9 protein-coding genes and 1 pseudogene are annotated in these 13,612 nt (G+C 61.7%); 9 read left to right on the forward strand and 1 reads right to left on the reverse strand.

The window, feature by feature from the left end; genetic code table 11:
* From B4E36_RS18375 to B4E36_RS18410, 8 genes are all read left to right on the forward strand, one after another.
* Positions 1 to 1,395: glycosyltransferase (locus tag B4E36_RS18375; RefSeq protein WP_345900656.1), on the forward strand; the 1,395-nt coding region annotated here is incomplete at its 5' end.
* 9 nt (positions 1,396 to 1,404) lie between these two features.
* On the forward strand, positions 1,405 to 2,586 hold the full coding sequence (locus B4E36_RS18380; protein ID WP_345900657.1) for a hypothetical protein: 1,182 nt from the start codon (positions 1,405 to 1,407) through the stop codon (positions 2,584 to 2,586).
* Positions 2,583 to 3,983 (forward strand): mannose-1-phosphate guanylyltransferase, encoded by a 1,401-nt coding sequence (locus B4E36_RS18385; RefSeq protein WP_345900658.1) that lies wholly within the window; start codon positions 2,583 to 2,585, stop codon positions 3,981 to 3,983. The genes B4E36_RS18380 and B4E36_RS18385 overlap by 4 nt, the downstream gene beginning before the upstream one ends.
* Before the next feature lie 29 nt (positions 3,984 to 4,012).
* Complete coding sequence (locus tag B4E36_RS18390) at positions 4,013 to 5,557, forward strand: right-handed parallel beta-helix repeat-containing protein (RefSeq protein WP_292055155.1); 1,545 nt, start codon at positions 4,013 to 4,015, stop codon at positions 5,555 to 5,557.
* A gap of 1 nt (position 5,558) precedes the next feature.
* A complete protein-coding gene (locus B4E36_RS18395; protein ID WP_292055154.1) occupies positions 5,559 to 6,278 on the forward strand; it encodes a hypothetical protein in 720 nt (239 codons plus the stop codon).
* Positions 6,271 to 7,317, forward strand: coding sequence for an alginate O-acetyltransferase AlgX-related protein (locus B4E36_RS18400; RefSeq protein WP_292055153.1), 1,047 nt, complete (start codon positions 6,271 to 6,273; stop codon positions 7,315 to 7,317). Before B4E36_RS18395 ends, B4E36_RS18400 begins: the two co-directional genes overlap by 8 nt.
* Positions 7,314 to 10,067, forward strand: a complete 2,754-nt coding sequence (locus tag B4E36_RS18405; RefSeq protein ID WP_345900659.1) for a tetratricopeptide repeat protein — start codon at positions 7,314 to 7,316, stop codon at positions 10,065 to 10,067. Before B4E36_RS18400 ends, B4E36_RS18405 begins: the two co-directional genes overlap by 4 nt.
* Before the next feature lie 26 nt (positions 10,068 to 10,093).
* Entirely contained in the window at positions 10,094 to 11,194 is a 1,101-nt protein-coding gene (locus B4E36_RS18410) for an alginate lyase family protein (RefSeq protein ID WP_292055151.1), read from the forward strand.
* Here the strand turns inward: B4E36_RS18410 and B4E36_RS18415 are convergent, their stop codons facing one another.
* The gene (locus B4E36_RS18415; protein WP_292055150.1) at positions 11,195 to 11,785 is read right to left on the reverse strand and encodes a transglycosylase SLT domain-containing protein; all 591 of its coding nucleotides are present in this window, start codon (positions 11,783 to 11,785) and stop codon (positions 11,195 to 11,197) included.
* Positions 11,786 to 11,996: 211 nt separating this feature from the next.
* Here B4E36_RS18415 and B4E36_RS18420 point away from each other — a divergent pair.
* Positions 11,997 to 12,347: pseudogene (locus B4E36_RS18420) on the forward strand (TIGR02300 family protein); the annotation flags it as partial.
* Positions 12,348 to 13,612: the final 1,265 nt, after the last annotated feature.

The following is a 13,612-nucleotide window of genomic DNA, read 5'->3' on the forward strand; positions in this document are numbered from 1 at the left end:
GGCACGCTCGCGTTGACGATCGGGGTGCTCGGCATCTGGCGCTATTCGTGGGGGATATTGAATTTCATCCGCGCGAAATACTACATGCGCTTCGCCTTCCCGCGCCGCAGAAGGCGGGCCGAGGCGCTCTATGCCTTGCAAACCTACCGCGCCCACGCTTTCTTCCTGGTGACGACCTACAAGATCGATCCGGCGATCACGGCCCCGGTCTACCGCTCGATCTTCGAGGCGGCGCGAAACTCCGAGGGCGGGGCGACGATCGTCGCCTCGGTCGTCGATGCGAGCGATATCCGCCTGATCAAGGCCGTCTTCGCCGGCTCCGATGCCAGCCGCAGCGGTTCGGTTTCGCTGGTGTTCGACCGGATCGCGGGCACCGGCAAGCGCGATGCGCTGGCGACATCGCTGCGCACCATCAGGCGTCTCAATCCGACCCGTCACGACATGATCTTTCTGGTCGACGGCGACACGCGGGTGCCGGCCTCACTCGTGGCCAAGTCGGCGCCTTTCTTCACCGACGAGAAGATGGGCGCGCTCACGTCCGACGAGGTCTCCGATGCGACCGGCGGCCGGCTGTTTCAGGACTGGTTCCACCTGCGGTTTGCCCAGCGCCAGCTCATGATGAGCTCGATGGGGCTCAGCGAACGCGTGCTGACCCTGACGGGGCGCATGTCGGTGTTTCGCGGCGACCTTGCGACCCAGCCCGGCTTCATCAGCGGCGTCCAGCACGATTTCATCGATCACTGGCGCTTCGGCCGGGTGAACTTCCTGACCGGCGACGACAAGTCGACCTGGTTCTGGCTTCTGAAGCACGGCTACAAGATGGGCTATCTGCCCGATGTGAAAACCGTTTCGGTCGAAACGCAGCCGCGCGACAGCTTTTATGATTCCGCGATCGTGCTGATGCGGCGCTGGTTCGGCAACACGCTGAGGACCAGCAACCGCGCGCTGGCGCTGCCGGCGAGCCGGATCGGTTATTTCACCTGGTGGTCGATCCTGGACCAGCGCATGTCGATGTGGACGACGCTTGCCGGACCCTGCGGCATGCTTCTGGCGGCTTATGTCTTCAACCCCTTCGTCTTCCTCGCCTATCTCGCCTGGGTCATGGTCTCGCGCTACGTGATGTGCACGATGATCTCGACCTTCCGGGCTGGCGGATTCCCGGTCACCTACCCATTCCTTCTCTATTTCGGCCAGATCGGCGGGGCGCTGGTCAAGACCTACGTGCTGTTTCGCCTCGACCGGCAGAAATGGACCCGCCAGAACACCGCGACCGGAACCGCCCGGCAAGAGAAGGGCTTTCTCGGATCCGACGGATTTTCTTTGTATCTTCATGCGCTCGCAGTAGCATGGCTGATACTGGGCATGATCTGGTTCGTTGATATTTCGGGCGCATAGGAGCCTCGCATGCTTATGGAACACCATCCGAACGCCGAAACCGACGCTGAGGAAACCGCGATCGAATTGCCGGATAATGGGCATGACACCGATCACCCCTCGATCTGGATGCCGTTCTCGGTGTTCATCGACGGACGTGAGCTGGAAGGCATCGGCGTTTCGCTGGTCGCTGCCTATGCCGGCGGCTGGCATGGCGGGGATATGTCCGGCGATCGCGTGATTGCCCGGTTCAGCTTTCAGTTCGAGGGTTATTCCGTCGTGCTGCCGATCGAGGTTCGCGCCGAGCTGGAATCGGCAAGCGGCGGGGTCTACAAGCTGGTGTTCCTCAATCCCACGGGTCCGCATCTGCCGCATCTGCGCTATCTGATGAATGCCTATCTGGCCGGCGATCTGGTGCAGATCAACGAATTGCTGCGCGTGCCGCCGGAAGCGCGGCAGAAATCGGTGGCAGCGCCGCCGCCGCGCAAGAGTTTCCGCGAGAGGATGCGGCGTATGGCGGGCGCGGGAATGGTGGCGGCGCTGACGCTCGGCCTGATCGCGCTCACGCTTTACACCATCCATTATCACATCTTCGTCCACCGGGTGCCGGGGCTTGCCACCGTCACGCCGGCGGGCCTGCCGCTGACGGCGCCGGAAGCCGGGCAGATCGCCTATGTCGACCAGAGCGCCGGCGAGGGGGACGTCGTGTTCTCGCTGCAATCAGCGCGCGGCGGCATGCTGAACTTTTCCAATCCCTGCGATTGCAGGATCGTGCTGACCGAAAACGGCGCGGTCGGCGCCACCGTTCTGCCCGGAACGCCGATCGCCTATGTCAGGACCGATGATGCCGGCCCGACGATCAAGGTCACGATGCCGGACGATCTGGCGAAACTGCTGCTGTTCGGCGCGGAAGCCCATGCCTCGCTGCCGAATGGCGACGATCTGCCGCTGACCGTCAAGGACGTCAAGGCCGAGGACGGCGCGTCCGGCACGACGGCGTTGGTGACCTTCAGCGCCGCGCCCGATGCGCTGACGGCGGCCGATATCGGCAAGACGGTGGCGCTGACGGTGACCAGCAAGCCCTATGCGAATTTCCTGGAGCGGATCAAGACCCGGCTTTCCCGCTTTACCGCCACGAAGGAGATGAGCGAGCGGGCCAAGGCGTGGCCCTTGATCGGCAATGCGCAGGCCGCGACGGAGACGGTCCGATGACGTCCGTCTATCCGCTCATCATGTGCGGCGGCGTCGGCATGCGGCTGTGGCCGCTGTCGCGGGCGGAAACGCCGAAGCAGTTTCACCGCGTCGCGGGACGCGGCTCGCCGAGTTTCTTCCAGGCGACCGTCCAACGTCATGGCGGCCCCGGCTTTCACGAGCCCTATGTCAGCGTAAACAATCGCTATGAGACCCTGGTGCGCGCGCAGCTTCACGCGATCGGCCGCAAGGGCGAACTGCTGATCGAGCAGAGCTCGCGGCACACCGGCCCGGCGGTGCTCGCGGCCGCCCTGGCCATCGAGGCCCGCGATCCCGGCGCGCTGATGGCGGTGCTGCCGTCGGACCATCTGATCGAGGGCGATTTCGGCGCGGTGGTGCTGTCGATGCGCGCGGCCGCCGAGAGCGGTCACATCATGCTGTTCGGCATCCGTCCCGCCTACGCCGAAACCGGCTATGGTTATATCGTTGACGACGGGCCGAATGCCGACTTCGCCGGCGCGCGCAATGTCTCCCACTTCATCGAGAAGCCGCCGCGCGAGACCGCCGAGAAACTGATCGAGAATGGCAATGCCTATTGGGCGTCGGGCGTCAGCCTGTTCCGCACGGATGTCCTGATTTCGGAATATCAGCGCCTCGACCCCGAAACGACGGAGACCGTCAAAGCCGCGGTGGAGCGGGCGGCCCGGGAGCCGGGCCGCACCGTTCTCGATGACCGCTGCTTCCGAAAGGCCCACGCCGCGGCAACCGAAAGCGTCGTGTTCGAACACAGCGACCGGGTGTTGATGGCCCCGGCGGAGATCGCCTGGAACGATGTCGGAAGCTGGCGCTCGCTCTACGAGATCGGCAGGAAAGACGGCGTGGGCAATGTCCTGAGCGGCGACGTCGTGCCGGTGGATACGGCCAATTCCTATATCCGCGCCGAGGACGGCAAGCTGATCGCGACGATCGGCGTTGACGATCTCGCCATCATCGACACCGAGGATGTTCTGCTGGTGGCCGCGCTGGATCGCACGCAGGACGTGCCGCAGGTGCTGAACGCGCTGAAGGAGCGTAAATCCGAACTGACCAAACCGAAATGGGCCCATTCGGGAACGCCGTTGAAGACCGGCCCCGGTTTTCGCCTCGCCGAACACGAGATCATACCGGGGGCGGCGCTGACGATTGCGGCTGAGGAAAGCCGCCGCCGGGTGCTGACGATCTGCGCCGGAACCCTTCAACTGGAGCAGGGCGGCGATCGGCGCGCCGGTGAGGCCGGAGACAGTTTTACCATTCCTGCCGGCCATGGCGGCGTGCTGCGCAATCACGGGGATGTCACCGCGACGCTGATCGAACTGCAGTATGACGCCGACGACCTGAACGACACGCCCTTCCTGGTCTCCGGAGGCGAGGCAAGATGATCCGCGTCGGGCGCGTTCATGGATGTTGCGTGGCCTTGCTGCTGCTCGCCTTCGCGCCTGTTGCCGACGCGCATGATCATAATCGCCTCGCCGAGATCAACCGCAATGCGGACAGCCTGCTCGAGACGCTGAAGAACGAGGTGGCGGGCATCGTGCCGACGCTTGACGCGGCGCGAAAGCTGCTGGACGAGGCCGGCGTCAAACCTGTGCCGCAGCCCTCGGAACCGACAGCCCGATCCGCCGAAGCGGGCGAAAGCGCGACGGCGCCCGCCGAATTCGACACGGTGCTTTTCGCGCCGCTCCTGCAGCAGATCGCGCTGGAGACCGGCAATCTCGGTCACCGCGAACTGATGGAGGCGGCCGCGCCCTCGGGCGGAGAGGCGTTGCTGCTGAAGCGCGGGGCGTTTACGCTTGCAGGCCTTGCCGAAGCGCTCTCCGGCGATGGCGGCGTGCTTGCGGCCTCGGAGAATGGCTACCGCCTCGCGCTCCCGCTTTTCATTTCCGAAGATGCCGCGCTTTCGATGAGCGACGGCGACCGGCTGGAGATGGCGACCGAGCGGGGCGTCTTCATCATCAATGAGGGGCTGCTGACGATCCGCGACGCCGAGGTGACCGGCACGGATGCTGCGCCAAGAGTTGTCGATTTTCATCCCTTTATCCTGACCGTGCGCGGCGGTCGTGCGGAGATCGAAGACAGCCGGTTTTCCGCTCTCGGCTATGACGGCCAACCGCTGATGAGCGGGATCAGTTTTGCCTCCAGCCGCTTTGCCGGCAAACGCAGCAGCGGGCGCGTCACCGGCAATGTCCTGAAAAATATCCGCTCGGTGGAAGTGACCGGCATTGCCGATTTCAGCTTTTCCGAAAACCGTCTCGATGGCGCCCGCGGCATCGGGCTCAGGCTCGAGCGGGTCGACCATGGCGTCATCAGCGACAATCTGGTCGTGGCGAGCGGGCAGCACGGGCTGCTGATGATCGGCGGCAAGAATACCGTGGTGAGCGGAAACGTGATGGCGGAGAATGCCGGACGCGGCATTTTCGCCCGCGACGGCGTCGGCCATGCGACGATCGCGGACAACGTCCTTCTGGCGAACGGCGTCGAGGGCATTTCGGTTGCCGGCGGGGCGTGTGTCGATATTTTCTCCAATGCCGCGCTTCGCAATCGCGCCGATGGCATTCGGGTGGCGCAAAGCCTCGGGGTGCGGATTTCCGGCAATCTGCTTGCGCGCAACCAGGGCGCGGGCATCGCCGTCACCGATGCGATCTCTCCCGATGACGAGACCGAGATCACCGACAACATCTTCCTCGCCAATGTTTCCGGCATCTCGGCGGAACGCTTCTCGCGTCTGTTGTTGAGACAGAATGATCTGTCCAACCAGTTGCCGGTGCTGTTTGCCGGCGCGCTGCAATATGAAACGCCGCGCTATCTCACCTTTCAGCGCGCTCTGGACAAAGCGTCCGATGCCGGCTTCCGGATATCGGCCGACGCGTCCGCCCCGCCATCGCTGTTTCGTGGCAATGGCGGGCAGTTCCGGCTGTCCGATTTCACCGGGTGCCACCCCGGGGAGGGCGAGTGATATGGCGAAGGCCCATGCGATTTTCGCCGTATTGCTGTTCTTGCCGGCCCTTGCTTTCGCCGGGGACGGGTCTGTTCGGACTGTTGCCTCGATCTACGACAATGCCCCGCGCCTCAAGGATATACGGGCGCGGATCGTGGCCGATGAGCCGGTGACGATCACCGAGCTCCAGATCCTCGCCGATGTCGGCGACGGGCTGGCCGCCTACAAACTGGCAGAGCGGCTTCTGGCGATGAACCGGCCGGACCTCAACGGCAAGGCCGCGCACTATCTCGCGATTGCGGTGAATGACGGCCGCACGTATGCCGTACCCCCGCTGTTCGCTATCCTGTCGGACCGGACCAGCGATATATCGCCTGTGCGGCTCGCCCATATCGAAAACGCGCTCAACCGCCAGGCGGCGACCGGAGACCCGGCATCGGTGCTCGCGCTGGCGCGGCTTTATTTGCAGGGCCATCCGTTCGGCGCCAGGCCGGAGAAAGCCAAGGCGCTGTTGCGGGCTGCCGTCGACCAGCAATTCGTCGATGAAGCGCTCGCCCTGCAGATGGCGATGCTGATTGCCTCCGGCGCGCCATTGACGACGGAGGATGAAGCGGCTGTGCGCGCCTATTTGCGGGTGGCGCAGAAAAGCCCGGACATTGGAACGCGCACGGCGGCTGAAAACCTGCTACGCGCCTTTGCAGAACCGGAAGCTCTCTCGGGGGAGGATGAGCATGGATAGCATGAAAACGATAGCGGCATTGTGTGTTGCGGCCGGCCTTGGTTGCGGCATTGCCCAAGCCGAAGAAGCGCAGTCGCTTTACGGTTGCGCCAATCTGGCGGAGAAGGGCGAGCCACAGGCTCTGGAGGGCAAGGACGGGTATTTCTTCACCGTGATGGGCGATATCGCGATGAAATCGGTCGCCGATCCGGCGCTGGCGGAGAGCGTCGCGGCGTTCTCGAAGCTGTTGAAGGCCCACGGCACCATTCTCATATTCGTGCCCCTTCCCACGCGCAGCCAGGTGCTGGCAGACAAGGTGCCGCAAGCGGCATGGCTCTACGGCTACAAGGAAAACATAAATACCGAAATCTATCAGGAGGCGATCAAGCGGCTGAATGACGCCGGCGTGGTCACGGTCGATCTGTTGACGCCGATGAAAGCAAAGGCCGCCGATGACAGCCCTGTTTACCAAAAAGCCGATCCGCTTTGGACCACTGAGGGCGCGCGTTTTGCCGCGGAGGCGATCGCCGGCAAGATCACGGCGATGCCGCAATCGCGCAAGGCCAACCTCATGACCTTCACGACCACAAAGGGAGAAGACTACACGCGCCGGTCGGACCTGCGCGAGGCGATCCAGGCCCATTGCAGCGAAAGCCTGCCGCCGGTGACGGAAGCCCGCTACGAGACCGTGGGCGAGGAAGCCTTCGCCGCTGATCGGCCGTTCAATATACTGGGCGCGGACGCGCCGGCGCCGGTCGTGCTGGTCGGCTCACGGTTTTCGGCCGAGGGGCAGAGCCATTTCGACGGGTTCCTGAAACAGTTCTCAAGCATGGACGTCGATAACCGGGCGAGCGCTTCGGGCAATCCGTTCAAGTCGATCACCGACTATCTCCGGTCCGGCGATTTACAGGCAAAGCCGCCGCTCTTCCTGGTATGGGAGGTGCCGCCTGGCGGCAATCTCGCAAGCTATGGTCCCGAGCCGTGGGAGACGCTCGAGGCGAGCGCCGCAGGCGATTGCGGACCGGACGGCTGCGGCGCGGCGGCGAAAGGAAGCGAATGAAGCGTTTGAGCATTCCCGGATTGCGAAACGCCGGCCGCGGTCGCGCCCGGTCACTTCTGTTGGCGCTTGCGCTATCGGCGACTGCATCGGCGGCGATGGCGCAACAGCCCGTCATCGATTTCCGGCCACCCGATATCGCGGCGGCGAAGGTGTGCGCCGACCGCAAGTCCAATGACGCGCTGGAGCTGCAATGGTCGAACTGGGATGGCCGACAATTGCCGCCGGGCGTCGAATACCGCGATCTCGACCGCGAACTGATGCGACTGCGCAATATTGATGCAGACAAGTATTTCGACACGGTCAAATCCGCCTACGACCTGCGCCGCCAGGAAGATCCCTATTACAGCCGGGCGGCCTATCTGCTCGATGTCGTGGCGCTTTATGTCGAGGCGGAGCGTTTCGACGAATTGAAGGCAACCGGCTTCGTCATGGAACTGGAAACCATCGGGCCATCAGCGACGCCGGGCACGATCAACTTCCTCGCCGACCTTTACCTTGAGGGCAAGGCGGTGCCGCAGGATATCGATCGCGGCATCCAGCGCAAACTTCAGGCCGCCTATAACGGCGATCCCGACGCGGTTCTCTTTCTGGCCGAGAAGACCAGCAAGGGGGAAGATGTCCCGGGCTGGGACATGGATCCGCAACTCGCTTTCACGCTCGGCTTTTCATCGCTGCTCGGCAATCTCGACAACGCGATCTGCGGTCGGGTGCGCCGCATCGCGCGGGCGTTCGAAAGCGGGGAGGTTATCGCGCAGGACCATGCGCTCGCCGAGGCATGGTATCGTTTCGCGGCCGATCTCGGCGACGACCAGTCCGCCTGGCAGACGGCGCGCTATCATCTATCCGGCGAAGGCATCGAGAAGGACAACACGACCCTTCTGCGCTACCTCCAGCAGGCGTTCGACGCCGACATCGTTCCGGCGAAAGTCCAGATGGCAAAGCTCTACGAGGAAGGTGACCTGGTGCCGCCCGACCTCGGCCGGGCTATGGCGATCTATGATGATCTGGCTGCCGATGGGGAGCCTGTCGGCTATGAACGCGCAATCCAGCTTCTGGCGCGCCGCGGCCTCGATACGCCTCAGGACCGGCAGAAATATGAAGACATGCTTGAGGCCCTGACGAAACTACCCGATGCGCCGGGCTGGGCGTTTTCGCGGCTCGGCGTGCTCACCCAGGAAGAAAACGGTCTTTGGACGGATCAGGAGGCGAGCCGGCGCCTGTTCGAGGCGGCCGCGGAGCGTGGCGATGGCGAAGGCAAGCTTCATCTCGCCCGCCTCTATCTGCGCGACGGCGACGCGCAGGATCACCAGAAAGCCATTGCAATACTTGAGGACCTTATCTCGACAGAAGCCAAGGCGGGCGCGATCGACGCGCTCAGGAATGCGCTGCTCTGCACGGCGCCCGACGGACCGCAGATTGCCGAGTGGGCGCGATGGAAATCCCTCGAAAACGAGGACTGGTGGCGGCTGTTCGAAGACGTGACAGAGGCTAAACTGACCGACAAGGCCGACGCCTTCGCCGATCTGCAGGCCTCGGCGATCGGCGGCAGCATGAAAGATGCCGGCGGCGTTGCCGCCATCCTGACCGAGCTTGAACCCGCCCGCGTCGATGACATCATCGAACACTGGCGGGCCCTCGTGCGCGATCATGACGGCGGAGAGGCCAGCGTTCTGGAGGGCGCCTACAACGCGGTCGATACCGACGCCCGACGCGAGAAAATCCGTTCCGCCCTGCAACAGCTTGCCGATGGCGGTGACATCGCCGCCATGGCAGCGCTTGCCGAAATCTACATGAATGAAGACGATGCGGCATCGCTCAAGAAAGCGACGGATCTGGTTGAAGGGGCCGGCGGACGGATGAAAGGGTCGGTCCTCTGGCATCTTGACGATGCCTACCGCGAGGCGGGAAAAGGCCGTTATCAGCCACCGGAGACCTTGCTGAACGAAATCGCGGCCTTCGGTGATTTCCAGGCGCTTCTGTTCGCGGCCGACAGGGTGAAAAGCGACGAGCGGCGGGCATTTTACTATGATCGCGCGGAGCTGATCATGCCCTGCGATATCGACGCGCTCGGCGTCAAGGCAGGCTACGCGCTCGACGCGGGTCGCCCGGACACCGCCGACGAGGCGCTTACGGTCGCGTTGGCGCTTTCGCCGGAAGAGGGCTGGCAGCAGGTGAAGCTCGGCGATATCTACCTGACTCTCGGTTCGATTGCCGATCGCGAAGCAGCTTTCAAGCTTTACACGGAAGCCTATGAACAGGGCTACAGGCCCGCCGCATGGCGGCTTCTAGACTGGTATTCCGATCCGGGCAGCCGGTTCTATCAGGAAGATGACCATGTCAAGCTTCTGACCGAACTGCTCAACAGCGCCGAGCCGGACGAGCTTTACAGCATAGCTAGCCGATTGAAGAAAGCGCCCGATAGCGTCAGGGCCAAGATCAGCCAGGTCTTCGACATGAAGGACGCCTATCGTCAGGCAGCAGGCGCGGGCAATCCCGTTGCCATGCGCGAACTTGCCAAACTGCTGCGTGACGGCGCTTCCGTGGAAAGCGAGAAGAGCGAGGCAAGCGATTGGCTGGAAAAAGCTGCAAAAGCCGGCGATGCGGAGGCGATGCTGATGCTGGCCCAGGCTTATGCCTTCGGCGTCGGCGTCGAGCATTCCGCAGACAAGGCCAGGGAATGGCTGAAGGCGGCTGCGACCGCAGGCGACGAGACGGCCGCCAACCTGCTCTCCGGCCTCGAAACAAACTGAATCTAGCCAACCGAAAGGCTTGCGATTTGCCCGACACTTCACCGTCCCGCTCGTTTCTGCGCCAGACCGGTCTTCTGCTGGCCGGCGCGTCGTTCCTGACGCTCGCCGGCTCTCCCGCCCTGGCCCAGGAGGGCGAAAAGTCCTGTCCGGCGTTTCCGCCACCGACGGTCACACTCGATTACGGCAGCCGTTACGACGAAGGCAGCGCCGATCGTTCCACGCTCGATGAGGAAAGCGACGCTGCGGTGGACGCGGCGCTGAAGGATGCAGATGACTTTATTCGTGAGATCACCGGGCTTGCCAATGACGCCTGGGCCAATCCCGGTATCGCGGCCTTCAATGCCGCCTGCGTGATCAACGGCATTCATGGCTGGGCTGCGGCCGATGCCTTCGGCGACTTGCAGAGCGATAACGCCAAGATGACCTACGCCGCCCGGGTCGGCGGCATTGCCAGCGCCTACCGCCAGGTGCGCGATCTGGCCGACGGCCTGACCGACGAGAAGGCGGCGATCGAGGCGTGGCTGACGAAGAACGGCGATTTCCTGATCGCCTACTGGGACAATGATGCTCCGCCGAAGGCGAAGCTCGGCAATCTGCGGCTATGGGCCGCCTATGCGGTGACGGAAATCGCGCTGATCGTCAAAAGCCAGGATTACATCAACTGGGCCTTTGCGAGTCACCGCGCCGTGCTGGAAACGGTCGCCGAGGATGGCAGCATGCCCTATGAAATGCGCCGGGGAAAATACGCGCTGCATTATCAGCTTCATGCGCTCGCGCCGCTCTCGGCCTCCGCCGCGCTGATCTGCCACAATGATTACAGCTATACCCCGGACGAGGAAGCGGTGATCGAAAAGGCCGTTGGTTTCGCGCTTGCCGGGATCGAGGACCCTTCGAAGGTCGCCGCGATCGCCGGCGTCCACCAATCGGTGCCGATGGGGCTTTCCGAACAGGAGCCGTTCACGATCGCCTGGCTGGAGGCCTATCTGAGCCTGGTGAGCGATGGCGATCTGGACCGCAAGCTCGCGCCTCTGCGCCCGCTTTCCAATTCCAAGCTCGGGGGGGATCTGACCCTGCTTTATCGCAACAACCCGGCCATGCAGCCGGGATGCTTCGGGAAGCAGAAGTGATCAGGAGCAGCGACGCAACTGCGTCTCGTAGATCTGCGTCATCTTCTGGGCGCGGGCTGCGGCGCTCTTGGCCACCGGCCTGCTTTTCCATACGCCGCGGGAATAGCCGCTGTGGCCGGAATGATAGGCAAGGTAGAGATTATAGGGATCGTTGAGCGCGATGCCGTTCCGGATATGGCTCTGATAGTGATACCAGGCGATGAAATAGATCGCGTCGCCGAAATCCGTGCGGCTTGCACCGCGCTGGCCGGCTCGGGCCTGATATTCCGCCCAGGTGCCGTCCAGCGCCTGCGAATAGCCGAGCGCGCTGGAGGCGCGGGGACCCGGAATGAAGCCGAGGATTTTCTTGCGCGGCGGACGGGCGTGGGAATCGAAGGAGGATTCGACATAGATCGTCGCCATCAACACCGAGACGGGCACGCCGTAGTCGCGCGAGGCCTTCTCGGCGTCGCGCCGCCAGTTTTCGAAGATTCCGTTCTTCTGCGCGAAAATCGCGCAGCTGTTGCCGACATTGCTGACCGTGGTCGAGCAGGAGGCGAGCGCGGCAAGCAAGATCACCGCAAAGAGCGTGGTGAGGCGACGAATAGACATGGAACCAGCATCTACCCGGCAGGATTTAAGAAAGGGTTCTTAAAAATGGTTAACGTCGAAATTGGAGGTTTTTGCCCGTGCCCGTCGTCGTTCGAAAAACGATGAACTTAGCCTTTGACAGACGGACGGCATGACGATAAGGGACCGCCTGATGCAAAAGCGCATAGGCGCTGGTGATGCCAGCCTTCAACCGCAACATGAGAGGTCGATCGTGGCGAAAGCGGAACTCGGAACCAAAAGAACATGCCCCGATACGGGCAAGAAATTCTATGACCTGAACAAGGACCCGGTGGTTTCGCCCTATTCGGGCGGTTCCTGGCCGCTTTCCTATTTCGAGGATACCGCCTCGATCGCGGTTGTCGAAAGCGAGGAAGAGGAAAACGACGTCAAGGAAGTCGATACCGAAGAGGGCGATGTCGAGCTGGCCTCCATCGAAGCCTCCGACGACGACAGCCCCTCCGACAACATCCCGGGCGACGATGACGACGATGTCGACCTCGATGATGACGACGACGATACTTTCCTTGAAACCGACGATGACGACGATGACGACGACGTCTCCGTTTCTGTTCACCCGAGACGGCCCAGCGTTACACTTCACCTGCGCATTTATCTCCGGCGTCGTCGCACAAACCGTCACTCAACCCGTGGACACGTTGAAAACTTTAGCCATGTCATCGACAAACAAAAATTCTCTTTTTCTCGCCGCCAATGTCATTCGCGAGCGTGGATTCTTCGCTTTATACAACGGATTTTGGCCCGCAGCCATGCGACAAGGCCCAGTCATGGTCTTGCAAATGCCTATTGTCGAGCAGTTGAGACGGTTGTGTGGGTTGGAATATTTTTAGTACGTAGTATTGCGTATGACTGTACCTTAGCGATGCGTGTATTTTACTGTCAGCAGAGAGCAAAAAGAAACGAAACTAAAATCCTTTCCCATACATTTTGCACACGGGTTGCTCACTCCATCGAATCGCATGTCTTTCGCGCCGAAAATAATCCGAGCGAGTTCTCATTCGAGTTGCGGGTCTCTTCGTACAACTACTTCGACTTTTACGAGAAGATGCCAACGAACGTTTACTCTTCACGCGTCGTCTTCATCTTCTTCAAACGATGACGACGACGACAACAAAGAAGATTCTATCGACGACGACCGCGCGGATGTGCGATCCATCGAAGACGCGAAAAGAGAGCTCGAATACGGCATGAAATTCGGAAAGCGGATGAAAAAGCGGTTCCAACCGGAAACGGTGAAAGATAGAGGTTTGCCTATTGCAGACGCGTTGGTGTTGACGTCTGCAACTGTTTTGGTAGCGATGGTATCGCTCCAACAGCACAAAGCTCCGTCGTGGTTGAACGCGGAATATTTGAGAGAAGTGCCGAGAATTTTACCGAATTTACCAGCACTGGTCGGGAGTTTTGTGCACGGGAGCAAACTATCTGTGATTTGGGTACTCGGAGCGTTAGCAGCAGAGGCATACGAGACGGAGGCGTATGACGCGGATTTTCCAGAGGCGATGAAAAGGACAGTGAAAGCAGGATGTTTCGCGATTGGGTTGTTGATTTTAGTAGAACAGAACGAAATGAGGCAAGCGTTGGAACACGTGATTGACATGCCGGCAAGTGAGTATATTTTGGGGGAAAATGAACAGGCAGATTTGTTGCTCAATTCTAAAACAAGTGAGTTGTTTGTAGATTGCGCGAGTTGCGCGCTGGCGATGTTGACGTGGAGAGTCATTCGTTGGAATTCGAGTGTACCGGGGGATGATTTACCGTTTAATTAATTCAAAGCTTGCTTGCAGCAGCATCAGTAGTAGTAGTAGTAGT

The organism is Martelella sp. UBA3392 (assembly GCF_002358775.1).
Taxonomy (GTDB): Bacteria; Pseudomonadota; Alphaproteobacteria; order Rhizobiales; family Rhizobiaceae; genus Martelella; species Martelella mediterranea.